Origin of the sequence: Streptomyces sp. NPDC001270, assembly GCF_042896695.1 — a bacterium.
GTDB lineage: Bacteria > Actinomycetota > Actinomycetes > Streptomycetales > Streptomycetaceae > Streptomyces.
Map to the genome: position 1 here is coordinate 131,740 of NZ_JBIAXM010000011.1, position 22,236 is coordinate 153,975.

A 22,236-nucleotide genomic window follows, 5' to 3' on the forward strand; every position below is an offset into this window, starting at 1 on the left:
GCCGGACATTCAAGACCGCATCCCCGGCCGACGGAAACCCTATTCGCCATGCGAGTTCCAAAGCTGTGCTCGCCTCTCCCATCCGACGGCACATCACATACGGCCGTCGTCAACCGAGACGAGTAGGCAGTGAATCGAATAATTCATGAGGCATATACGGGCAGGACATCTTCCCGTGCCAGACGCAGAACAGCCCTGACCCTGCTCTCCCTGGCGCTGACCCTCGGCCTCCTCAGCCCCGTACCGGCCGCGGCCGCCGGGCGTGCGGCCACCGGGGCTCCGGTCGCCGTCGCCGCGGCGGAGGCGACGGCGAGCGACCGCGATCTGGTGGTCGAGCACTGGCGAGAGGGCGGTCCCGGCGTCAAGGCGGCCGCCGAGGCCGCGCTGACCGGCACCGACGCCGACATGCAGGCGTTCCTGGCCGTGGCGGACGACCTGTCCTTCGAGGACGAGCGGGTGAGTGCCGCGCAGCTCGCCTCGGTCGCCGGCCCCGAGCTGCTGACCGCCGCCCGCACCGCGCTGGCCGGGTCCGCCGCCACGCTGGAGGACTTCCTGGACGACGGCTGGGAAGACCCGATGGAGCAGGACAACCGGGTCCTGGTCGCCCAGATCATCGACACGGGCGGCCCCCATGTGCAGGACGCGGGGCGGGCCGCGCTGGCCGGTTCCGCCGAGGACGTCAGGGCGTTCCTCAACGAGACGCAGTACGCGCAGCGTGAGCAGGACGAGCGGGTACAGGTCACGCAGATCATCGGGGCCGGCGGCACCAACGTACGGGCGGCCGGGCAGCTCGCGCTGCGCGGCAGCGCCGCGGACATCACCGAGTTCTTGCAGGTCGGCCAGTTCGTCGCCCTCGCCAAGGACCAGGAGCACGCCACCGTCGCCCAGTTGGCCCAGCAGGCGAAGGAAGCGGGCAAGGAAGCCGCCGCGCAGACCGCGGCCGCCAGGACCGAGTCCGCCAAGGCCGTCAAGGCCGCCGAGCTGGCCAAGGACGCGGCGCTGGAGGCCGCCACCGAGGCGGAGGCCGCCAAGGACGACACCGCGAAGGCCGCGCGGGCCGCCAAGCGCGCCGCCACGGCGGCGTCCCAGGCCGCCGCCTCCGCGCAGAAGGCGATCGACGCGGCCAACGCCGCGAACAACTCGGCGCGCGTCGCCGCGAACGCCGCCTCCCGGGCGGCCGCCGCCGCGTCCGGCGCCTCCCAGGCGGCCTCCCGCGCACGCAACGCGGCCGCCGCCGCCGCGGTCGACGCCGACGACGCGTCTGCCGCCGGGCAGGCGGCCGAGGACGCCCGCGACGCCGCCAAGGGTGCCGACCTCGCCGCCGATGCCGCCGACCAGGCGGCCGTGGCCGCCGACGCGGCGGGCGACGCCGCCCACTCGGCCGCGAGCGCGGGTGCCGATCTCCACTTCCGCGACGGCCCGGAAGCTCTCGGTTGCCGCGTCGTCGTAGCGGGGTCCTGTCCGGCCGGTGCCCTTCTGAGGCCCCAACATGCCTGTCTCCCCGCGGAATCGGGACGAGGTGCCCGCTTCCTGCGGAACAACGGAAGTCGTGGATGCGGGCAGGCGGCCAAGGCGACTTGTACGGCCGGCTGATGCGCCATACAGCGAGCCGTGGCCGCGCTGGTGCTCGGCGATCGGTGACGACCCGACCAGACCCCGAGTCGGTCCGTCCGCGCACAGCGGCAGGTCGGTAGGTCCGAAGAACGCATCGAAGGCGGGCGGACGCTTGGAGGGGGCCGTGCGGAGGTGGGACTAGTCAGTCGGTGTCCACTGATGAGCCTAAATGTCGCCGCGCTTGTCCGATTGTGAAAATCTTACTCCGCAATGTAATTATTCTGAGCGGAACGGGTGTACCCGCTACGAGTGCATCTTCCGTACCTGAGCCGAACAGTGGATCTCATGGACCGGGAACCCTTCACTCAGCCGCCGTCCGGCATCATCGAACCGGGTACGCGTGAGGGTGGCGCCATCGCGTCCGCACTGCTGGACGTCTACTACAGGCTGGGCGCGAGCACCTGTTCCGCCTACCTCCCGACCGAGAACCGCCGTATGCTCGCCGCGTCCATGGTCGTGGACTCGCCCCTGAGCTTCGGCATCGCGGCCGGCTTCAACGTTGATGACCTGTGGTGGCCGACGACGTGGTCGTACCGTACGGGCAAGCTCATGGTGTTCGACGAGGCCGACATGTGGGAGGGCGCTCGCCGGTCGCCGCTGCCGATGCAGATCACCATCCCGTTTCCCATGGCGGTGGCGTCCGTGCCGATCCGGACCGCGCGGAACCTGTTCGGCACTATCGGCCTGCGGTGGGTGCCACCGCGGCCGGTCCGGCACGAGGAGCGCGAGTATCTGCAGGCGGTCGCCGACCGGCTGGCCGCCGAGCTGGAGGAACTGGCCGGGGGAGCAGAAGCCGTCACGGCCCCCGTGGTCCCGGTGTTCATCCCGGCCGAACCGGAGCACGCCGCCGGTGACCCGGACCTGGGGCGGCGGCTGCGGGAAGCCGTCGCGATGGCGGCAGCCCGCAGCAGCTACCTGTACCAGTTGCAGCGGCTCGCCACGGAGCTGACCGGCGCGGCGCAGGTGTCCGACATCCTCGCGATAGTGCAGACCAGGGTCGTGCGGGCCTTCGGCGGCAGTGCCGCGGTGCTGTCCTTGGCCGAGAAGGCGCGGTTGCACGTGGTGGGGGCGGTCGGCTTGCCTCGCGAGGTGGTCCGCGACATCGAGGGGACGCCACTGTCGCGCCGCACTCCCGAGACCGACACGATCAGCACCGCCAGGGTCCGGATGTTCGCCTCGGGCGCGGAGTTGGCGCAGGTGTATCCGGACGTCAAGGTCGAGCTCGACCGGCGGGCGAGAGGTTACTTCCCTCTGCTGTACGGCGGATGTGTGATGGGCTGCTGCACCATTGAGTTCGCTGTGGCGCGGCGACCACTGTCGGCCGCGGAGACCGCGCTGCTGACCCTGATGCTGGAGCAGGTCGCGCAGTCCCTGGGGCGCGCCCGGTCTCACGAGGTCGAGCATGTTCTCACGCGCAGAATCCAGCGCACCTTGCTCCCCGGCGGCCTGCCGCACATTCCCGAGGCAGTCACCACTGCCCGTTACTATGCGGCGACCGAGGGTGTGGAGATGGGCGGCGACTGGTACGACGTACTGAACCTGCCCGAGGGGCGCATCGGCCTCGTGGTGGGCGACGTGGAGGGCCACAACCTGGAGGCCGCCGCACTGATGGGCCAACTGCGCAGCGCTGTGCGGGCCTACGCCGCCGAAGGGCACGCCCCGGCCATCGTGCTGGAGCGCAGCAATCGGCTGCTGTCGGGCCTGGACACCGACCTGTTCGCGACGTGCTGCTGCGTGTGGGTCGACGTGGCGACCGGCGGTGCCGCGATCGCAAGCGCGGGCCACCCCGGGCCGCTCATCGGGCACCGCCACGACGTGCTGCGCCCGGAGCTGGTGGCCGGGCCGCCCCTGGGGGTCGATGCGTCGGCCACGTATCAGGAGGCGGCGGCCGAGCTGCGTCCGGGATCGGTGACCGCGCTCTTCACCGACGGCCTGCTGGATGTGCGGCGGCTCGGCTACGACGCCGCGGTGCAGCAGTTGGCCGGCTTGCTGACCGGCAAAGGCGGCGAGGATCTGGAAAGGCTGGCCGACGCCATGGTCGGCGGCGACCGCTCCCCGGAGGCCCGCGGCGACGACGCCGCCCTGGTGCTGATGCGGTACGAGGGCGGGTCTTCACGCGACCGGGCGCGGGTCGCGCGCATGTCGGTGCAGCGGCACGACCTGCACGGCGTTGCCCATGCCCGTCGCTTCCTCCGGGGCGTACTGCGAACCTGGGATCTGCTGCCGGCACTCGACGATATGGAGATCCTGGTCTCCGAGGTGGTGACGAACGCGCTGATCCATGCCCACAGCGAGGTGGACCTGCGGCTGCGCGTCTATCCGGACCGCATCAGGGTCGAGGTGCGCGACAGCGACCCGTACCCGCCGGTGCCGACCATGCTGCTCGATGAGGAGGCGCGCAACGTGGAGGCCGAGTCGGGACGGGGACTACTGATCGTCGAGGCCCTCTCCGCGGCCTGGGGCAGCTCACCGGCGGGACGCGGGAAGACCACCTGGTTCGAGGTCAAAGTGCACGAGAACGAGCCGCAGGTGCGGGGGACCGCGCAGAGAGGGATCTGATCGGTCCGCTCGGTCGGGAACCGCCGGAGCGCTTGCCCGCGCTGCCGGCGGCGGGCGAACGCTCCGATCGGTTTCCGCTACACCCACTCGGACATCGATCCACGGTTCAGGGCGGCGGTCGAGGCGCGGATCCAGCATCTGCGCGAGCAGTGCCCTGACGAGGACATCAGACTGAGGTGGGACCACTGAGCTACGAATTCGAGACGGCCGACCGGACCAGGACGCTCTGGGACCCGGCGCTGAAGGTGGGAAAACTCTATGTGTCCCTCGCCCGGGGGCCGGTGAACTGCTGGAACTGCCCACGGGACTGACGCCCAACGAACGCGGGGGCGCGGACGTCGACATCAGCACGTTCCAGGCGTTCACCCAGGGCCTGTACGACACCTGCTGTGCCACCAAGAACGTCCTCATGCACGATCTGCTGCGCGGCCTGCTGCTCGCCTCGATCGTGATGCTGGAAAAGGGCGGCGGCACCGTCGTCCGCGAGCCGGACCGTGAAGCGGGCCTGCTGGACGATCACGAAGCCTACGTCCGCAGGATGTGGGTGGAGGACTGAGGAAGACGGGCGCCGCCGGGGAACTCCGGCGGCGCCCGTGCCCCAGCGGGGTCGGCACGCCGGTGCGCCGCACACGCCGGGCGCCGCACGGGCCGGACGCAGGGTCGCGGCACTCGACGCCGGAGCGTTGCGGCTGCGTACGGTGGTGGGCGGCCGGGCGGTCCAGGAGGTGTCCACCGTGGACACGGTCTTCGACGTGGGTGCGCTGCTGTCCTCGGTCACCCGCCGAACACCCCTTCGGCCGGGCGAGGCCCTGCTCACCGGCAGCCCCACCGGAGTGGGGCCACTGGTGCCCGGCGACCGGGTGGAGGTCCGGATCGAAGGTGTGGGGACGCCGGCAAACCCGGTGGCCGGCACGGTTCCCCCAGGCATCGGCTGCCCGAGCGGGAGCGGCGACGTGTGAGAGCGGACACCCTGGCCGAACGCTCTCCGACGGCGTACGGCCACGGAGAACCGGAGAACACGGGCCCCATGCGCGCGGTCGTCCACCGCCGCGACACGTGTGGGCCCCCTTCTGCTCCTATGCGCCCTCCTCGGAGCCAGACGATTGTTCGCATTTCACTCATCGGGAACCTACGCTCGGCGAGTACGAAACAGTTTCGATCCGTTAATGGATCGACAGCCCCTGGACACGAAGAAGCGAGGTGTCGTCGGATGGGCGCGATACGGGCAGCCGCCAGGACCGAGGCGACGCCCCGCCGGAGCAGACTCACCCCCGAGCGCGAGGGTGAGCTCTACGACGCCGTTCTCGACGAGCTGCGCGAGTCCGGCTACGACGCCCTGACCATGGACGCCGTCGCCGCCCGGTCGCGGTGCAGCAAGGCCACGCTGTACCGGCAGTGGCAGGGCAAACCCCAACTGGTCGCCGCGGCGCTCAGGCACTGCAAACCCTTCGATCTCAGCAGCCTGGACACCGGCTCGCTGACGGGCGACCTCCATGAGCTGGCCCGCCGTTTCACCGGCGCGCGCAAGGACGTCGAACTCAGCCAGGTCATCGCTCCCGCCGTGCACAAGAACCCCGACCTGGCCGAGGCGTTGCACGAGGCCGTCATCGAGCCGGAGCTGCAGATGCTGCGGGAGATCGTCGAGCGGGCCGTGGCCCGGGGCGAGATCGCGCCGGACTCCCCGACGGCCCTCTACCTCCCGCACATGCTCGTCGGCGCGGTCTTCGCCCGGCCCTTCGTCGAGCGATGCGAAGCCGACACCGACTACCTCAAGCACTTCCTGGACACCGTGGTCCTTCCGGTGCTCGTTCGCAACTGATTCTGTAACTCCGGAGGACCTCACACATGTCATCCACTTCTGTCGACGCGCGCGCCGACGCCGCACCGGCGAGGTCCTCGTCAGCCCACGGTGCGGAACACCACCACTCCCAGCGTCGGTGGTTGGTGCTGGGCGTGATCGGCCTCGCCCAGCTGATGGTCGTGCTCGACTCCACGATCGTGAACATCGCCCTGCCGTCCGCCCAGCAGGACCTGGGTTTCTCCAACGACGGCCGGCAGTGGGTGGTCACCGCCTACTCGCTGGCGTTCGGTTCCCTGCTGCTGCTCGGCGGCCGGCTGGCGGACCTCTTCGGCCGCAAGAACACCCTGCTGATAGGTCTGATCGGGTTCGCCGTGGCGTCCGCGGTGGCCGGCGCCTCGCAGAACCTGACGATGCTGATCGTCGGCCGTGCGGTGCAGGGCGTGTTCGGCGCGCTGCTCGCACCCGCCGCGCTGTCCCTGCTGACCACGACCTTCACCGATGCCAAGGAACGCGCCAAGGCGTTCGGTGTCTACGGTGCGATCGCCGGTAGCGGCGGCGCCGTCGGCCTGCTGCTGGGCGGTGTGCTGACCGAGCACCTGAACTGGCGGTACACCCTCTACGTCAACCTGCCGATCGCGGTCCTCGCGGTGGTCGGCGCGGCCGTGTTCATCCGCCGTCCCTCGAAGAGCGAGAGCCCGCGCCTCGACCTGTGGGGCACGGTGCTCGCCGCGGGTGGTGTGTTCTCCCTCGTGTACGGCTTCGCCAACGCGGAGACCCACCCGTGGGGCAACTGGATGGTCTGGGCGTTCCTGGCCGCCGGTGTCGTGCTGCTGGCCGCCTTCGGCGTCCGGGAGAGCCGGGCCAAGCATCCGCTGCTGCCGCTGCGCGTGCTGGCCGACCGCAACCGCGCGGCTTCCTTCCTCTCGGTGTTCGTCACCGGTGCGGGAATGTTCGGGATATTCCTGTTCCTGACCTACTACCTGCAAGAAACACTGCACTACACGCCGGTCAAGACCGGTCTTGCCTTCCTCCCGATGATCGGGATGCTGATGGTGTTCGCACAGTTGGCCACGATCGTGCTGGTCCCGCGGCTGGGCGCCAAGCCGATCGTCCCGGTCGGTGCGCTGCTGGCGGCCGGCGGTCTGGTCTGGCTCACCGGTCTCGGTCTGCACTCGACCTACACCGCGGATGTGCTGCCGCCCCTGCTGATGATGGGCGCCGGTATCGGCATGGTGATGCCGCCCGCGATGAGCCTCGCCACCCTCGGTGTCGCCCCGCAGGACCAGGGTGTCGCCTCCGCGACCATCAACACCATGCAACAGGTCGGCGGCTCCATCGGCACCGCGCTGTTCTCGACCCTGGCGGCGTCCTCGGCGACCGACTACATCAAGCACCATCTGCCGGTGACTCCGCTGGTTCAGGCCAACGCCGCGCTGCACAGCTACGCCACCTCCTACTGGTGGGCGGCCGGTTTCTTCGTCGCCGCGGCCCTCCTCGCGGTGACGCTCTACCGCAAGGGCAGCCCCATGGCCCAGATGCAGGCCGCGGGCAGGTCCGCCGACGCCGCCCCCGAGCGCACCGCACCGGCCGCGGCCGAGCCGCCGGCCCAGCCCGGGACCACGAGCACCATGCCTCTTCCGGTCTCGACCGACGTGATGGTCAGCGGCCAGGTGTCGACCTACGGCGGCGGCGCACCGGTGCCGGGTGCCGTGGTCACCCTGATCGATCCGACGGGGCGTCAGCTCGGCCGCTCCACCGCCGACTCGCTGGGCCGCTACGCGGTGTACGTCCCGACCGCCGGCTCGTACGTCCTGGTCGGCTCGGCCACCGGACGCCAGCCGCAGGTGGCCACCCTCTCGGTCGGCGAGTTCTCCCTCGAATACAACCTCGTGCTGGCCGGCAACGGCGGTCTGGCCGGCTCCGTACGCTCCGGCGACCAGCCGGTGGCCGGCGCCCTGGTGGTGGCGACCGACCCGTACGGAGAGGTGGCCGACTCCACGATCACCGGTGCCGACGGCGGCTACCGCTTCGCCAACCTGGTCGCCGGGGAGTACGTCCTGACCGTGAGCGCCGAGGGTCACCGGCCCACCGCCCTGGCGCTGGCCGTCGGGGACATCGCGACCGCACAGGACGTGTTCCTCGCCCCGGCCGCCGTGGTGCGCGGCACCGTACGCAGCAAGAACGGCACGCCGCTGGCCGACGCCCGGGTGGCGCTCCTCGACCCGGCGGGCAGCGTGGTCGCCACCCGTACCACCGGCGAGGACGGCGAGTACTCCTTCCCGGACCTGGCCGGCACCGAGTACACCCTGGTCGCCTCCGGCTACCCGCCGGTGGCCGCCCCGGTCCGGGTGGACGGCACCGGGCAGGACGGCTTCGACCTCTTCCTCAGCCACGAGGAGACCGGGCAGCAGAGCAAGCCGGAGCCGGGACCGCTGGACTGACGCGCCGCCACGGCTCGACGGATCATGCCGGTGCCGCTCTCCCCGCGGGGAGAGCGGCACCGGCATGATCCGCGCGAAGCGGCCACCCGGCGACGGCCGGCCGGCTCACCGGCGGCCGTCGCCCATCGGCGCGGCCTCGGCCGGTGGCCCCGGATCACCCACGATCACCCCGGGCAGCCCGTGGTCGTGGTGGCCGGCGCACATGCCCGGCTCCCGCGGATCACCGTCCCCCGGCCCCGATGTCCTTCAGGCCCGCCGGCCGCCGTCGACCGACAGCGCGATCCCGGTGACGTAGGACGCGGCGTCCGAGCAGAGCCAGACCGCGGCCGCCGCGGCCTCCTCCGGCGCGGCCATCCGGCCGAGCGGTGTGATCGCCTCCTGCTGGGCGATCATGTCGGTGCCGGCCGCCACCTCCTCGAACATGGGGGTTCGGGTCGGGCCGGGGCAGACGGCGTTGACCCGGATGCCGTCCGGGGCGTGGTCGACCGCGGCGGCCTTGGTGAGCCCGACAACGCCGTGCTTGGCGGCCACGTAGGCGGGGGCGTGCGGGATCGCGTACAGGCCGCCGTTGGACGCGATGTTGACGATCGCGCCGCCGCCCGTGAGCAGGGGCAGCTCGTACTTCATGCACAGGAAGGTCCCGGTCAGGTTGACGTGGACCACCCGCTCGAACTCTTCCGGGGTCAGCTGGTCGAGTCGCCGGTGGTGGGAGGCCGTCCCGGCGTTGTTCACGGCGAAGTCGAGACCGCCGTACGCGGTGACCGTGCGTTCGACGGCCGCCCGTACGGAGTGTTCGTCGGCGATGTCGACGGTGACGGCGAGCGCTTCCCCTCCGTCGTTCCTGATCATCTCGGTGGTCTCGGCCGCCGTGCCCGCGTCGATGTCGAGCACGGCGACCGCCGCACCGCTGCGGGCGAACTGGAGCGCCGTCGCACGGCCGATCCCGCTGCCGGCGCCGGTGACCAGTCCCACCTTCCGGGAGACGGAGACCTCGCTCATGCCAGCGGCTCGTGGTTCGCCCAGGCGACCTTGTACGGGTGCCGCGCCTGCCAGTGCTCGATGAGCTCGTGCAGACCGGGCGCGGTGAACGACTTCGTCAGCGTGTCGGTGTCGGCCACGGCGAACTGCACGATCGCGGTCGCGATCAGCGCCGGAATGGCCTCCTCGCCGGGGATCGGAAGGTGGCGCCGGGCCACGACCGACTGCACGAGACCGCTGTCGAGCATCACCCGTTCGATATCCGCGAGGTACTGATCCAGCTCGGCGTCGGGCAGCGGCTGGTCGAAGGAGACAATCATCGTGTGGTTGATCATGTGCCCATTCTTGAGGGCGTACGCCGACGGCGTCCAAGATCTGTTCGATATTCAGCGATAACCTGGAGGCATGATCGAGCTGGAGACCCGAGAGCTGCGTTACTTCATCGCCGTCGCCGACGAGCTGCACTTCGGCCGGGCCGCCGTCCGGCTGTCGATCGCTCAGCCGGCGCTGTCGAAGGCGATCCGGCGGATCGAGACCAGGCTCGGCGTCCAGTTGTTCGTCCGCTCCAGCCGGCACGTCGAACTCACCCCGGCCGGGAAGGCGTTGCAGGAGCACGGGCGGCACGCGCTCAACGCGGTCGGCGCCGCCGTCCAGGAAGCCCGGCGGGCCGGTGCCGTCCAGGCCCACCTGCGGCTCGTCCTCAAGCCCGGCGGCGACGCCGGGCTGCTGTCCGGGATCCTGGCCGAGTACGCCCGCCGGCCCGACGCCCGCCGGGTGGACATCCTGTTCAGCGGCCCCGCCGACCGCACCGACTTCCTGCGCGACGGCCGGGCCGACGTCGGTCTGCTCTACGTACCCTTCGACGATCTCGACGGCCTGGCCCACGAGTCGCTGCACGCCGAGGACCGCGTGGTCATCGTCCCGTCCGGGCACCGGCTGGCCGGGCGGGCCTCGGTGCTCATGTCCGACCTGGAGGGTGAGACGCTGCCCCGCGGAAGAGGAATACCCCAGGGCGACGGCACCGGTCCCGAGGTCGCCGACGTGACCCAGATGCTCCAGATGATCGCGGTGAGCCGGATGATCGGGGTGCTGCCCCGTTCGCTGGTCGAAACGGTCCCGGCCGGTCTGGTGTGCGTCCCGGTGACCGACGCGCCGCCCAGCCGCCTGGTGCTGGCCTGGAACGAGCAGGACCGCCGACCGGTGGTCGCGTCGTTCGTGGCCGCCGCGCTCAGGACACGCCGACGCCAGAACACCGGCCTTCGAGGCTGAGGTCCGGCGACCCCCGCGTGCTCAGGCGGTGATCGAGTCCGTGCCCGTACGGCTCTGAGGTGATGTCCGGGCGGCCGGCGGCGCCGGTTCGCTGATCTCCTCGGCGAGCGCGCCCACGGCGCTCTGCAGCACTTCGGGGCCGACGATGTTGATCAGGAGAAGACCGAGCGCGTAGGACTTCTGGGTGTCCGTCATCTCGCTGGTGCCCAGCGCTTCGACGGCCGCCGCGAGGTCGCGTTGTTCCTGCTCGGGCAGGTTCTGCAGCAGGGCCAGGCAGAAGGCCGGCAGGGCGACGCGGGCCCTGTCGAAGCGGACTCCGCGCATGACGCGGGTGACCTGCTGGGAGCGGTCCTTGGCCCGCATCCTGTCCACACCCCGGTCGGCCACGCCCAGGAGCATGGCGAGGATGAGGTTGGGACCGACGCCGACTTCCTGGTCGCCGACCCGGACCGTGAACAACGAGCTGCGGAAGAGAGCGAGGGCGGCCAGCCCGGAGACGAGCACCTGGAGTGCCGCCGCCTGGTCGGCGGACGCGGTCCCGAACCTCCAGCCGAAGACGTGGACGACCCACAGGACCCCGCTGCTCGCCGCCGCGTTGAGGAGTACGTAGAGCCACGCGCTGGCGACGCCCAGCAGGGCCGACGGGCGGTCGCGATAGCGCGACGCCAGTTCCGCCCCTCCGACCAGCGCCCCCAGCGCGCCCGCCGCCACGAAGTCCTGCATCTGGCGCCCCTCTCACCTGCCGCGTACTCCAACGGGTGCTGCGTCTTCCGGTCGGCCGCCGAACCTGGGTGCTACAGCTCCTCCAGCAACGCCCGGCCCTTCGCGGTGAGTTCCACCGTGTCGTCGGTGCCGTCCCGGCCGACCACCACCAACTCCAGGCGCACCAGCAGCGATACGGCGTCCGCGATCTGGAGCGTCGTCAGGCCGAGGTCGCCGCCCACCCGGCCGACCTGCGCGTGCGCCGTTCCGGGCAGGGCGCGCAGTACCGACGACGCGACGGGCGGCAGGGGCGGGGTGGACTGCCCCTGGTCCGGCCCCGGCGACGCGGCCGACCGGTTGGTCGCGTTGAGGAAGGTACTGAACGGATCCGCCGAGTGCTCCCTGGACATTCCTGGTCCTCCCTGAACCGCCCTGGCAGTACGCCGAGTTCCCCTCTCGGCGCGGGGTTTGTTCGCGAATGCGCCCGGTCCGCAAGAGGGTCCCCCTACTATACGAGTCGGCGCGGATCGCGGTGTTGGTTGCGATTCACGCGGAGAAGGAGAGCGCCGATGGACCTGACCAGCCAGCCGTTCGTCCTCGACCGGTGGGCGGCCGGCCGGCCGCTGGGCCGCGGCGGGATGGGGGCGGTGTACGAGGCCGTCGACCGGGTGAGCGGCGAGCGGTGCGCCGTGAAGGTCCTTCGGTCCGGTGGTGACGCGTCGTCGGCTCCGCCCCGCGCGGACCCGCGCGTCCTGCGGGAACTGCGTACCGCGGAGGCCCTCGTCCACGCCCATGTGGTGCGCACTCTGGCCAGCGGCCACGCCGACGGCCGGTACTTCCTCGTCATGGAGTTGTGCGAGTCCGGCAGTCTGCATCACCTCGTCCGCCGTCAGGGGCCGCTGCCGGCGGAGACGGCCGTCGGGCTGTTCCTCGACGTGCTCGACGGCCTCCAGTACGCGCACTCGGCACCGCTGGGGGCCGTGGACGCCCAGGGGCGGGAGGTGCCGGTCACCGGTGTCGTGCACCGTGACATCAAGCCGCTCAACCTCCTGCTGAAAGGCGGGAGCGGCGACCTCCAGGTCAAGATCGCCGATTTCGGCCTGGCCAAGTCGTACGAACTGGCCGGCGCGAGCGGAGTGACCCGCACCGGTGCGTCGGCGGGGACACCCGCGTTCATGCCCAGGCAGCAGGTGGCCAACTTCAAGTACGCCCGACCCGATGTGGACGTGTGGGCGGTCGCGGCGTCGCTGTACTTCGTCCTGAGCGGGCAGGTCCCCCGGGACTTCGCGCCGGGGCGTGACCCCTGGCTGACCGCGTGGAACACCCCGCCGGTGCCGCTGGCCGCACGGGGGCGGAAGGTACCGCCGCGGCTGGCCCGCGTGGTGGACGACGCCCTGCGGGACACCCCGCGCATCCATTTCCCCACCGCCGCCGCGTTCGGCGCGGCGCTGGCCGCCGTGTAGGCGAGGCCCCCGACCACCCGCGGCAGCCGCCCTCCCCTCCGTTCCCCACCCGGAAGGATTCGCTCATGCCGACCTACGGCTCACGCTCCGGACGGCCGTCCGGGTCCGCCCGTGCGAGCGGTGACGGACCGTGGCAGGAGGGGACGACGGTCCTCGGGGAGTTCGTCGTGGAACGGCGGCTCGGGCACGGCGGGTTCGGCGAGGTGGTCCTGGTGGTGAGCCGGCGCACCGGGGAGCACTACGCGGTCAAACGCGTGCGCCGTGACGATCCGGTGGAGCAGGGCCGCTTCCTCACCGAGGCGCAGCGCTGGATCAGCCTGCCGCCCCACCCGAACATCGTCCCGTGCCACTTCACCCGCACCGTCGGCAACGGGATGGCGGTGTTCAGCGAATACGTCGGCGGGGGATCCCTGGCCGAGTGGATCGCGGACGGCCGCCTCTACGCCGGTGATCCGCGGCGGACGCTGCACACCGTGCTGCGGGTCGCCGTGGAGGCCGCCCGGGGTCTGGACGCCGCGCATGCCCATGGCCTGCTCCACCTCGACACCAAGCCGGGCAACGTGCTCCTCACCGACCGGGCCACCGCGAGGATCACCGATTTCGGACTGGCGGCGATCACCGAACGCGACTCTCAGGACGTCATCGGCACCGAGTTCGTCGTGCGGGCCCTCGCGCGGCCCGGCGACGGTATCGACGAGGCCGCCGGCGAACTCCTCGCTTCGGTGCTGCGGCAGGTGATGGCGGACTCCCCGGAGAAGCAGCCGCCGGCGCTGCGGGCCGTCGCCGAGGGCGTCACGCCCGGTTACGCCTCCCCCGAACAGGCGGAGGGCCGGTCGCTGGGCCGGCCGGCCGACGTGTGGAGCTGGGCGGTGACCGTACTGGAGATGTTCACCGGCGGCCGTACCTGGCCCTCGGGAACCGTCGCCGGGGCCGCGCTGGAGATGTTCCTGCACGGGGAGAACGACTCCGGCGGGCCCGTCGCCATGCCGGACGGGGTGGCCGGACTCCTGCGGTCCTGCTTCCGGCCGGACCCGGCCGACCGCCCGGGGTCGCTGCGGGAGGTGGCGCACCACCTGACGCGGACGGCGGCGCGGGAATGCGGCATCACGCTGGACGGCGAACCGCTTCCGTCCCGGCCGTCGGCGAGCGGCGGCGCACGGCCCGCCGTGACGGGTGGGTATGTGCGCCGACTGCCCGGCGGGGCGTCCTGGCGGGACCCCCGGGGGCTGCTCGGTCAGGCGTACCGGGCGGCCGGCCGGGACCCGGGGGACGCCGTCCGCTTCTGGCCGAGCGGCCGGGGCAGCCGGGCCTCGCAGACCATGGAGGACCTGCGGGCGCTGACCGAGGCGGCTCGCGTCCTCGACACCGTGGACACCCCCGATGCGGCCCACCTGCGAGCCCTGATCACCGCGGAGTCGGCCCGGGTCCGCCATGGTCTGGGCGATCTGCCCGGAGCCGTGCTGGCCTACCGGGCGAGCGCCCGGGCCCTGGAGACCCTCGATTCGGCGGACGCCCGCGCCCTGCGGCTCACGGTGCTCCATTCCCTGGCGATCGTCGTGCGTCTGTCGGGCTCGCCCGCGGAGTCGATCGAGATCTGTGACCTGATCGTCGACTCGGCGGCCACGATGGAGGATTCGTCCGAGACGGCGACGATCCGGGGCATGGCCCTCGGTACGAAGGCCAACGCCGTGGCCGATCCGGGCGAGCGGCTGAGGCTGTTCGAGCGGGCCGTCGCCGAGATGCGCACCGCGGGCGACGACGAGGGCCTGGCCATGGCGCTGGCGAACCGGGCCGGGGAGTTGGAGCTGGCCGGACGGCACGCCGAGGCGGCTGCCTCGTGGGGCGAAGCCGACGAGCTGATCGAGGCCGCCGTCTCCCCCGGCCGCCCCGACCTGGACGCGGTCCGGGCGCGGCTCCGTCTCAACAGGGCCGGCACGGCCGAGAGCCCGCAGGACAAGGCGGCATACGCCCAGGAGGCGGTCGACCGGTACGAGCCCCTGGTCCACGAGCAGGGCCACCACGATCTCGCCGGCGAGCTGGGGCACGCCCTGTTCCTGACCGGGCAGTGCCATGAGCATGCCGACCGACCCCAGGAGGCGCTCGCGGCCTACCGGTCGGCCCGCTCCGTGCTGGAGGAGACCGTACTGCGCGACGGCCGGATGGAGTACGCCCGTCAGCTGGCCAAGGCCCACGACCACGAATCGACCCTCACCCGGGGACTGGAGGACCCGCGGAGCGCCGTCGCCCTGGCCCGGCGGGCCGTCGAGGTCTGGGACCGGGTCAGTGCCGCCGAAGGTGAGCGGAGCTGCGTCATCGAACGGGCCGACGCCCGGCAGAAACTCGCCACCGCCCTCCTGGAGGCGGGCGACGCGGCAGCCGCCGCCGAGGAGTTCGACCAGGCGCAGCGCATCCTCGACGCGGCCCCCGCGCAGGACGCGGACACCCACCTGGTCGGGTCGTTGATCCGCAACGGGCGAGCGGTGTTGCACCGCAGGAGCGGGGCCCCCGAGGTCGCCTGCCGACAGGCGCGGGCCGCGCTGGACCTGCTGGGTGCGTCGACCCGGCCGCAGGACGAGAGGGCCCGGGTGGGCTGCCTGCAGACGCTGAACGCCGCGCTCGGCAACCTGGGCGAGCACGAGGAGGCGCTGGCGGTGGCCGAGACCATCGCCACCTTGGCGGAATCCCTCTTCCGGCGGGGCGAGGGCTCGCTCCAGGGCCTCGCCGACGCCCGCCAGCGCCGGGCCAACGGTCTGGTCCGCCTCGGCCACGTCGCCGAGGCGCTGCCCCTCGCGACCCGGGCGCTGGAGGACTACCAGCGTCTGATCGACGGCGGGCGCACCGACCTCGTGGCCGAGACGACCCGGCTGCGCGGTGCACTGTCCGTCGCGCTGCACCGGTCCGGGGACCTCGACGGCGCGGCGCACGCCCTGGCGACCGCCCGGCGGCAGTTCGCCGAGCAGAACGACTACCGCTGGCAGGGTCTCCTGCATCCCGACGCCGCGAAGATCCCCGCGTCCTTGGGCACCGACGCCCATTCGCTCATGCTGCGGGGTCTGGACCTGCGGCTCGCGGATCTGGCGGAGGTCCGGAGCGTCAAGCCGAGGCACCTGCGCCGGCTGCTCGCCTCGTTCGCCCGCCGCCGCGACGAGTTGATGTCGGGGAACAGGCCGTTCCTGGAGCCGGAGCAGGTGTCCCAGGCGCTGGAGGACATGTGCGGCAGCCTGCTGTGGCTGGCCGGGCAGCACCCGCGGGACGAGGTGCACGAGGCATGCGCCCGGACAGCGATGCTGCTGGGTGTCTCCTCGATGAACTGCCGGCGTGACGGTGCGGCTTCCCGCGGATTCCGGCTGGCCGTCGACCACGGGCGCGTCCTCGTGCTCCAACGGGGCAGAACCGCACACCTCGGCACCTGGGCCAGTGCCCATCTGGCGCTGGCCTCCTGGCAGGCCACGAGGGGCGACGACGCGGGCTCCGCCCGCACCGTCCACGAGATGGAAGAACACCTCGCCACACTCGCCCCGGCACAGGCCGCCGGGTGGTCGGCACACGCCCGACAGGTCCTGGCGTCGTTCAGGGGGGCGCAGGGCTGAACGGGCCCGCGAGATCCGCCGCGGTTCGGCGGCGCGCCGCCGGGGCGCGGGTGATCAAGGTGTTCCGCGGGTCCTCACCGGCGGTGGACGCTGACGGCATAGCCACCGCCGTCGTAAGGGCCGGCGTCCCAGGTGGCGAAGCGGTCGACGAGGGTGAGACCGGCCGCGGCGCAGCAGTCGTCGTACTCCGGCAGCGTGATGCCGGGCGGCACCGGCAGGTGGGCCTCGTCCAGGCCGAAGCCGGCGACCAGCAGACCGCCCGGGCGCAGGGCCGCGGCCAGGCGCTCGACCACCGTCGCCTCGGTGCCGGCGCTGAGCAACGGGAAGATGTTCCCGGCGGCGACCACGAGAGCGAAGTCCGCCGCGATGCCGAGCCGGTCCGGCTCGAACGTCGCCAGATCGGCCTGGAACCAGGGCAGTTCCGGCGCCTGCTGCCGCGCGACGGCCAGCATCGACGCGTCAAGATCCACGCCGACGCAGTCGTACCCGAGTTCCGCCAGCCGGATCATGACCCGTCCGGTACCGCAGCCGGCGTCCAGCACCCGCGCCCCGACGGGTACGAGCGCGGCGCACAGCCGTGCCTCACCGTGCACGTCCTGCCCGCCACGGGCCAGGGCCGCGAACCGTGCGGCGTAGTCCTGCCCGGAACTCCCCCCGGTCAATTCCTGCCAACGGCTCATGATCCCCATTGTAGGTCGGCCCGTGCCGCCGACGGGCACGGCCGGGTTCGCGGCACGGTCACCCTGCTCGCGGGACTCACCGCGACCGCCCCGCCCGGCGGAGGGCCGGCGGGTCGGCGGCCGCGTCGGCCGCCGACCCTCACCTCGTGACCGTCAGGGGTTGTCGATGGTGATGAAGGGGTCCCACTGGAAATACCCCTTCAGTTGCCGGTGACGGTCCAGGACCTGGAAGTAGAAGTGGTACACGACCTTGCCCGCCCTCCGGACGGTCGTCCGCCAGTAGTGGTCCTGGTAGGTCTGCGTCACGAACTGCGGACTGCCCTCGGTCCCCTCCGTCGGCATCGGGTAGACGCCGTCGATCACCTCGATCTCCGGGGTCCGGATGAGCTGGTGCTGGGTGTCGCTGCTCACGTACCGGTACAGCAGGGCCTTGTAGTCGGTGTTGAGCGACAGCGTCGTCTCCCGCCACCGGATGGTGTCCCCCGGTTCGGCCCGGAGGTTCAGCTCGGCGCCCGAGGTGCCGATGATGTGGTCGTGGCGTGTCGTCATGTAGATCAGGCGCTCGTCGACCAGGGTCGGCGCGTCCGGGTTCCTGGACGCGCTCGGATACTGCTCGACCATCGTGGCCGCGTCGAACGCGATCAGCACGTTGAGATCAGCCATTACCTGCCCCTTTGGTCTTCGACTGTGGTGAAGGGCGCCGCGGCGGCCTGGCCGGGCACCTTGTACGCCATCGCGCGCGGGTAGTCGTGCCGGTCCAGCCGGACGCGCACCAGCAGCGGTCCGGCGTTGACCGGGTCGGCCGGGTCGGTGAGGCGGGCCAGCAGGTCGTCCAGTTCGACGGTGTGGGCGACGCTGACCCCGCTCGCCGGGGTCTTCGGACCGGCGAAGACATCGGCGAGACGGTCGTAGTGCCATGGGTGCAGCACGTTGTAGAAGTCCGGGCCGTCCGGGCCGGCACCGTCGGACTCGGCACCGTCCGGCTCCGCGGAACTCCGGTCCGCGGAACCCGGCTCCGCGGTGTCCGGTTTCGCGTAGTAGGACGGGTGCACCAGCATCTGCTCGATCCCGTAGAGGTGTCCGTTGTCCATGACGAACACCACCGACGGCAGCCCGAGCCTGGTGTGGGTGGAGATCTCCTGACAGGTCTCCTGGAAGGCGCCGTCACCGACGAACACCATCGGCCGGGCGTGTCCCCGCTCGGGGGCGAGTGCGGCGCCGGTGGCCGCGCCCACCGACCAGCCGATGGACAGCCAGCTGATCTGCGACAGGAATCCGCCGGCGGGCAGGGACAGGTTCATCGAGCCGATGAGGGAGAACGCGGCGTCGGAGACGACGGTCCAGTTCTGCCGGGTCTCCAGGCCGAGGAAGTGGTTGATCCGGTCGAACACGCCGTCGTAGGTGAGTCGTTCGGCGTTCCGGGACGGCGCGGCGCCGGTGCGCAGGGCGGCGCGGTGGTCGGCGAGGCCCGCCGGGCGGACAGCGGAGGCCGCGGGCTGGTGGGTGTGGGCCTCGGCGTAGTAGTCGGCGGCCAGCCCGCTGGGGCCGTAGCCCTTGACCAGCGCGTCCTGGAGAGCGGGCAGCAGCCGGTCGAGCTGGACGTCGGGGAAGTAGGAGGTGCCGACGCTGACGCCGCCGTGCGCCGCCATCACCCAGTCGGTGCCGACGCTCTGTTCGCCGCCGAGGTTCTTCGACGTGGACCAGGCGCCGAGCCCGATCCGGCAGGTGGCCCAGTCCTTGAAGATCCGGTGCACGTCCGGGTGGCTGGCCCGGCCGTTGTAGACGCCGTGGAACTGCGGCAGGTCCTCGTCGACGACCGCTTTCGCCCCGAGGCTGGTGCAGAACGGGACGCCGGTGACCTCCACCAGTTCGGTGAGCGGATCACCGAGGCGGTACCGCTCGATCTCCTCACCGGCCCACAGGATCGGCCGGGGTGTGCCGTCCGGACCGGGGTGCGCCGCGATCAGGGTCATGATCGCGCTCACGGCGTCGTCCAGCATGGTCTGGTTGCGCGCGCTGAACGGCCGCTCGCCGCGGACGATCGCGCCCCGGGGCTCGGCGCAGGGCTCGTCCCACAGGTCCTCCATGACCTCCAGGTAGACCGGCCTGCGTTCGGTGAGGCACGCGGTGAGCGCGGCGTCGATCTGAGCGGGGGCCAGGCCCGGGTTGGAGATGACCTGCGCGTCCACGGTGACCTGCCGGTAGACGTCCAGGTTGCTCTCCGGACGCGTGCTCATGTGTGAGGTGAGCAGGCCGAGGGCGCGGTAGTTCTGCCACTGCTCGTACGGCGGGCAGGCGTTGACGGCGATGAGGGGCACCTGCTCGACGTAGGCGCCGCCGCAGGCGTTGAGCAGGTTGAACGCGCCGACGCTGTAGGTGACCGCCGCCGCGCCGACGCCGTGGATGCGGGCGTAGGCGTCGGCGGCCTGGCCCGCGCCGCCCTCGGTGGGGGTGCCGACCCACTCGATGTCGCCCTCGGCCCGCAGGGTGGTCAGGAACGGGCCCAGGTGGTTGCCGGGGACGCCGAACAGATGGGTGATGCCCAGTTCGGCCAGCCGCAGGGCGAGGTAGCGGCCGACCGTGCACGGGCCGGTCATGAACCCTCCTCGTGTCCCGGGCCCGGGACGGTGACGGGGGCCGCCCGGTGGACGGCGAGGGCGACCCGGACGGCGCTCTCCAGGGCGCCCTCGATCCAGGCGTGTTTGAGGGAGGTGTGCTCGCCGGCGAAGTGCACCGGGCCCTCGGGCCGGGAGACGTCCAGGTGGAAGCTGGTCATCTGGTGCGCGGTGTAGATGGCGGCCTCGCCGAAGGCGTACGGGTCGCGGGCCCAGCTCTTGGTGGCGCCCAGTCCGGTGAAGAACACCTCGATGCGGCGGCCGTGCAGGGCCTGGAGGTTGCGCAGGGCGTAGACGTAGCGTTCCGCGTTCCGCATGGAGTCCCAGCGGGCGGCGTCGTCGGACCAGGAGTACGAGGCGAGCACCACCCCGCCGGTGCTGCCGTCGACCCGGTGCGAGGGGTAGTACGTGAACCGGTTGGGGTTGTCGGTGGCGGAGCCGCCTCCGAAGCAGTGGGTGGCGGGACGGACGGCGGGCCCGCGCAGCGGCATGCTGCGGTTGAGCGTCCGCATCTCCTCGCTGACGCTCGCGCTCTTGGCGGCGGCGCCGAGCAGACCGGCGTCCGGGTCGGGGAGGGTGATGGCCGGTTCGGTGTCCGCCTCGGTGTGCTGCCGGTAGAACTCGTACAGGCCCGGTGCGATGCTGTCGAGCTGCTCGCGCCAGTCGTCCTCGGTGAACTCCCACCACCGGTGGCTGAACTCAAGCAGCACCTTGGTGGCCTGGTCGTAGTGGGTCTCGATGATGGCGCGGCGCTTCTTGTACGACATCGAGGGGACGATCTCGACGAAGCGCAGGGCGGAGAACGGGATGGTGACGATCGCGAGGTCCGCGGTCCACAGGCGGGTCGGGCCGGCGGGATTGTCCTCGGCGACGGTCTGCACGGCCACGCCCCACCCGTCGGGTCCGACGGCACCGGTGCCCTCGGGGTCGGCGTCGCGGCTGGGGTCGTGGTATTCGAGCCGGATCACCCGGTGACCGAGCTGCACCTCGTCACGCAGACCCTGATGGAGGGCGTGCGGCAGGCGCCAGTTGCCGCCGGGTATCTCCCAGTAGCGGGCGGTGGGGTTGATGTCGCCCAGGCTCAGGAAGTTGTGGAAGAAGGAGAGGTGGAGCCGCGAGGACATGTTCTCCAGGGTGCCGAGGGCCTCGACCGCCTCGTCGCTCAACCCGGCGTAGTCGCGCAGGAATCCGCCCATCGAGTAACCGTCGAAGTCGCGGATCACCCGGGCCCAGCCCTCGACCCAGGCGTCGAACGGCTTGTTGACGCGTCGGCCGTCGACGACGTCGGAGTAGTAGTCGCGCACGCTCTCCAGCGCGTCGTCGACCAACTTCACGACGGGCGCGCGGACCTCGTCCCCGGTGAGGTGGAAACCCTCGTTGATCCGTTCGGGGGCGGTGTCGTACTCGGTGCGCCGCACCTGGACCCGGTTGGCGCGGATCCATGAGTTGCCGCGTTTGCCGGGCTCGCGGAAGTCGGGGCTCTCGTCGCCGTAGGTCCAGGTCCGGCCGGTGAAGGAGGTGTACGTCACCGGCGGTACGGGGGTGTCGGAGCCGCTGCCGGTGGTGGGGTCCACGTCCACGTTGTAGAACTGGCGGCGGCCGAGCCCGAATTTGTCGACGAGGGCCAGGACCAGCGGGTGGAAGTCGGGCAGCCGCATGGCGCCGGCCTCGGCGTACTGGGCGGGGTCGTCGAAGGGCTGGTGGTGCTCGGTGGCGCGGATGGTCTTGATGCGCCCGCCGACGCGGCTGGCGTTGGCTTCGAGGATGGTGACGTCGTGGCCGGCGTCCTTGAGTAATCGGCCGGTGACGAGGCCGGTGACACCGGCGCCGATGACGAGGATCTTCTTGCGCGGGTGGCGGGTGGGGCCGAGGTGTCCCGTGTCGATCAGGGTGTGGAGATAGCTGAGTTTGAGATCCTCGCCGTCGGATCCGACGAGGAGGAGTTCGCGGGCGAGCTTGACACATGTCTGCCAGCGCGCACGGTCGGCGGACATGTCCCGAGGTATGTCGGTCATAGCTTGCGATCGTAGATGTGGCGAAACGATTTCGTGGTTCCCCCGCGACATGAAGTCCGGAAAACATCCCTCGCATTGCTTGACGAAATTTCGACTTGCTCGGCTTTTCTTTTCCCAGGGGCCAGAGTTCCTTATGGGACTGGATAGAAAGAAGGACGAGGGCGGGGCGGGACCCCACTCACGGAACACGGCGATCCAACCGGTCGGGACGGTGCCGGTGTGACCGTTCGGCCCGCTCGACCAGACGGTGACGGCCAGGGGCGGGCTACCGCGAGGCCGGCCACTGAACTGGGGTGATGAACGCTTTCGACGCGCAGCGGGGTGCTCCCGCGTCCGCCGATCCGATCGGCGGGAGCACCTCGGTGAGGAAATCCTCCCGCACCCCCCGCCGACGACGTTCGAATCGTTCGAATTCTTCGACGGTCCGAACACCAATGGCCCCGCGGCCTTTCCCGCCCAGGTGCCAGGCACGGTCCGCACCACGCGATTTTCCCCGCGCCTCGGGACCG

The 22,236-nt window shown here is 71.5% G+C and carries 17 protein-coding genes and 1 pseudogene; 10 read left to right on the forward strand and 8 right to left on the reverse strand.

What is annotated here, in order from left to right; genetic code table 11:
* The first annotated feature begins 129 nt into the window (after window positions 1-129).
* The 7 genes and pseudogenes from ACFY2B_RS20215 (at window position 130) to ACFY2B_RS20245 (ending at window position 8,415) form a co-directional block, all read left to right on the forward strand.
* Complete coding sequence (locus ACFY2B_RS20215; RefSeq protein ID WP_390764463.1) at window positions 130-1,593, forward strand: ALF repeat-containing protein; 1,464 nt, start codon at window positions 130-132, stop codon at window positions 1,591-1,593.
* Window positions 1,594-1,899: 306 nt separating this feature from the next.
* Window positions 1,900-4,173 carry a SpoIIE family protein phosphatase gene (locus ACFY2B_RS20220; RefSeq protein WP_390764464.1) on the forward strand — a complete coding sequence of 758 codons (2,274 nt, stop codon included), beginning with the start codon at window positions 1,900-1,902 and terminating at the stop codon, window positions 4,171-4,173.
* Window positions 4,174-4,462: 289 nt separating this feature from the next.
* A complete protein-coding gene (locus ACFY2B_RS20225; protein WP_390764593.1) occupies window positions 4,463-4,729 on the forward strand; it encodes a DUF6086 family protein in 267 nt (88 codons plus the stop codon).
* A gap of 37 nt (window positions 4,730-4,766) precedes the next feature.
* Window positions 4,767-5,132, forward strand: a complete 366-nt coding sequence (locus tag ACFY2B_RS20230) for a fumarylacetoacetate hydrolase family protein (protein WP_390764465.1) — start codon at window positions 4,767-4,769, stop codon at window positions 5,130-5,132.
* A gap of 251 nt (window positions 5,133-5,383) precedes the next feature.
* Window positions 5,384-5,992 carry a TetR/AcrR family transcriptional regulator gene (locus ACFY2B_RS20235; protein ID WP_390764466.1) on the forward strand — a complete coding sequence of 203 codons (609 nt, stop codon included), beginning with the start codon at window positions 5,384-5,386 and terminating at the stop codon, window positions 5,990-5,992.
* Between the two features lie 26 nt (window positions 5,993-6,018).
* Window positions 6,019-7,521, forward strand: a pseudogene (locus ACFY2B_RS20240) (MFS transporter); the annotation flags it as partial.
* A 108-nt stretch (window positions 7,522-7,629) separates the two neighbouring features.
* Window positions 7,630-8,415: a collagen binding domain-containing protein gene (locus tag ACFY2B_RS20245; protein WP_390764594.1), complete on the forward strand. Its 786-nt coding sequence runs from the start codon at window positions 7,630-7,632 to the stop codon at window positions 8,413-8,415.
* A 246-nt stretch (window positions 8,416-8,661) separates the two neighbouring features.
* On the opposite strand, the gene ACFY2B_RS20250 is transcribed toward ACFY2B_RS20245, so the two are convergent.
* Together ACFY2B_RS20250 and ACFY2B_RS20255 are read right to left on the reverse strand one after the other, a co-directional pair.
* A complete protein-coding gene (locus ACFY2B_RS20250; RefSeq protein WP_390764467.1) occupies window positions 8,662-9,414 on the reverse strand; it encodes an SDR family NAD(P)-dependent oxidoreductase in 753 nt (250 codons plus the stop codon).
* Window positions 9,411-9,728 (reverse strand): hypothetical protein, encoded by a 318-nt coding sequence (locus ACFY2B_RS20255; RefSeq protein WP_390764468.1) that lies wholly within the window; start codon window positions 9,726-9,728, stop codon window positions 9,411-9,413. The genes ACFY2B_RS20250 and ACFY2B_RS20255 overlap by 4 nt, the downstream gene beginning before the upstream one ends.
* A 70-nt stretch (window positions 9,729-9,798) precedes the next feature.
* On the opposite strand from ACFY2B_RS20255, the gene ACFY2B_RS20260 reads away from it, so the two are divergent.
* Window positions 9,799-10,662: a LysR family transcriptional regulator gene (locus tag ACFY2B_RS20260; RefSeq protein WP_390764469.1), complete on the forward strand. Its 864-nt coding sequence runs from the start codon at window positions 9,799-9,801 to the stop codon at window positions 10,660-10,662.
* A 21-nt stretch (window positions 10,663-10,683) separates the two neighbouring features.
* Here the strand turns inward: ACFY2B_RS20260 and ACFY2B_RS20265 are convergent, their stop codons facing one another.
* Window positions 10,684-11,385, reverse strand: coding sequence for a hypothetical protein (locus ACFY2B_RS20265; protein WP_390764470.1), 702 nt, complete (start codon window positions 11,383-11,385; stop codon window positions 10,684-10,686).
* A gap of 71 nt (window positions 11,386-11,456) precedes the next feature.
* Window positions 11,457-11,774, reverse strand: a complete 318-nt coding sequence (locus ACFY2B_RS20270) for a hypothetical protein (protein WP_390764471.1) — start codon at window positions 11,772-11,774, stop codon at window positions 11,457-11,459.
* 159 nt (window positions 11,775-11,933) lie between these two features.
* Between ACFY2B_RS20270 and ACFY2B_RS20275 the strand changes: the two genes are divergently transcribed.
* Together ACFY2B_RS20275 and ACFY2B_RS20280 are read left to right on the forward strand one after the other, a co-directional pair.
* The gene (locus tag ACFY2B_RS20275) at window positions 11,934-12,827 is read left to right on the forward strand and encodes a serine/threonine-protein kinase (RefSeq protein ID WP_390764472.1); all 894 of its coding nucleotides are present in this window, start codon (window positions 11,934-11,936) and stop codon (window positions 12,825-12,827) included.
* A gap of 65 nt (window positions 12,828-12,892) precedes the next feature.
* A complete protein-coding gene (locus ACFY2B_RS20280) occupies window positions 12,893-16,417 on the forward strand; it encodes a protein kinase (RefSeq protein ID WP_390764473.1) in 3,525 nt (1,174 codons plus the stop codon).
* A gap of 74 nt (window positions 16,418-16,491) precedes the next feature.
* Here the strand turns inward: ACFY2B_RS20280 and ACFY2B_RS20285 are convergent, their stop codons facing one another.
* The 4 genes from ACFY2B_RS20285 to ACFY2B_RS20300 all read right to left on the reverse strand — a co-directional run bounded on the left by ACFY2B_RS20285 (window position 16,492) and on the right by ACFY2B_RS20300 (window position 21,727).
* On the reverse strand, window positions 16,492-17,097 hold the full coding sequence (locus tag ACFY2B_RS20285; RefSeq protein ID WP_390764474.1) for a class I SAM-dependent methyltransferase: 606 nt from the start codon (window positions 17,095-17,097) through the stop codon (window positions 16,492-16,494).
* Between the two features lie 153 nt (window positions 17,098-17,250).
* Window positions 17,251-17,760 (reverse strand): inclusion body family protein, encoded by a 510-nt coding sequence (locus ACFY2B_RS20290; RefSeq protein WP_390764475.1) that lies wholly within the window; start codon window positions 17,758-17,760, stop codon window positions 17,251-17,253.
* Entirely contained in the window at window positions 17,760-19,694 is a 1,935-nt protein-coding gene (locus ACFY2B_RS20295; protein ID WP_390764476.1) for a thiamine pyrophosphate-binding protein, read from the reverse strand. The genes ACFY2B_RS20290 and ACFY2B_RS20295 overlap by 1 nt, the downstream gene beginning before the upstream one ends.
* Window positions 19,691-21,727: a flavin monoamine oxidase family protein gene (locus ACFY2B_RS20300; RefSeq protein WP_390764477.1), complete on the reverse strand. Its 2,037-nt coding sequence runs from the start codon at window positions 21,725-21,727 to the stop codon at window positions 19,691-19,693. The genes ACFY2B_RS20295 and ACFY2B_RS20300 overlap by 4 nt, the downstream gene beginning before the upstream one ends.
* Between the last annotated feature and the right edge of the window lie 509 nt (window positions 21,728-22,236).

What these genes read in the sequence shown, in the direction of transcription:
- ACFY2B_RS20220 (WP_390764464.1), top strand. Translation starts at nt 1,900, where the DNA reads ATGGACCGGGAACCCTTCACTCAGCCGCCGTCCGGCATCATCGAACCG.
- ACFY2B_RS20235 (WP_390764466.1), top strand. Translation starts at nt 5,384, where the DNA reads ATGGGCGCGATACGGGCAGCCGCCAGGACCGAGGCGACGCCCCGCCGG.
- ACFY2B_RS20245 (WP_390764594.1), top strand. Translation starts at nt 7,630, where the DNA reads ATGGTCAGCGGCCAGGTGTCGACCTACGGCGGCGGCGCACCGGTGCCG.
- ACFY2B_RS20250 (WP_390764467.1), bottom strand. Translation starts at nt 9,414, where the DNA reads ATGAGCGAGGTCTCCGTCTCCCGGAAGGTGGGACTGGTCACCGGCGCC.
- ACFY2B_RS20255 (WP_390764468.1), bottom strand. Translation starts at nt 9,728, where the DNA reads ATGATCAACCACACGATGATTGTCTCCTTCGACCAGCCGCTGCCCGAC.
- ACFY2B_RS20260 (WP_390764469.1), top strand. Translation starts at nt 9,799, where the DNA reads ATGATCGAGCTGGAGACCCGAGAGCTGCGTTACTTCATCGCCGTCGCC.
- ACFY2B_RS20265 (WP_390764470.1), bottom strand. Translation starts at nt 11,385, where the DNA reads ATGCAGGACTTCGTGGCGGCGGGCGCGCTGGGGGCGCTGGTCGGAGGG.
- ACFY2B_RS20270 (WP_390764471.1), bottom strand. Translation starts at nt 11,774, where the DNA reads ATGTCCAGGGAGCACTCGGCGGATCCGTTCAGTACCTTCCTCAACGCG.
- ACFY2B_RS20275 (WP_390764472.1), top strand. Translation starts at nt 11,934, where the DNA reads ATGGACCTGACCAGCCAGCCGTTCGTCCTCGACCGGTGGGCGGCCGGC.
- ACFY2B_RS20280 (WP_390764473.1), top strand. Translation starts at nt 12,893, where the DNA reads ATGCCGACCTACGGCTCACGCTCCGGACGGCCGTCCGGGTCCGCCCGT.
- ACFY2B_RS20285 (WP_390764474.1), bottom strand. Translation starts at nt 17,097, where the DNA reads ATGAGCCGTTGGCAGGAATTGACCGGGGGGAGTTCCGGGCAGGACTAC.
- ACFY2B_RS20290 (WP_390764475.1), bottom strand. Translation starts at nt 17,760, where the DNA reads ATGGCTGATCTCAACGTGCTGATCGCGTTCGACGCGGCCACGATGGTC.
- ACFY2B_RS20295 (WP_390764476.1), bottom strand. Translation starts at nt 19,694, where the DNA reads ATGACCGGCCCGTGCACGGTCGGCCGCTACCTCGCCCTGCGGCTGGCC.
- ACFY2B_RS20300 (WP_390764477.1), bottom strand. Translation starts at nt 21,727, where the DNA reads ATGACCGACATACCTCGGGACATGTCCGCCGACCGTGCGCGCTGGCAG.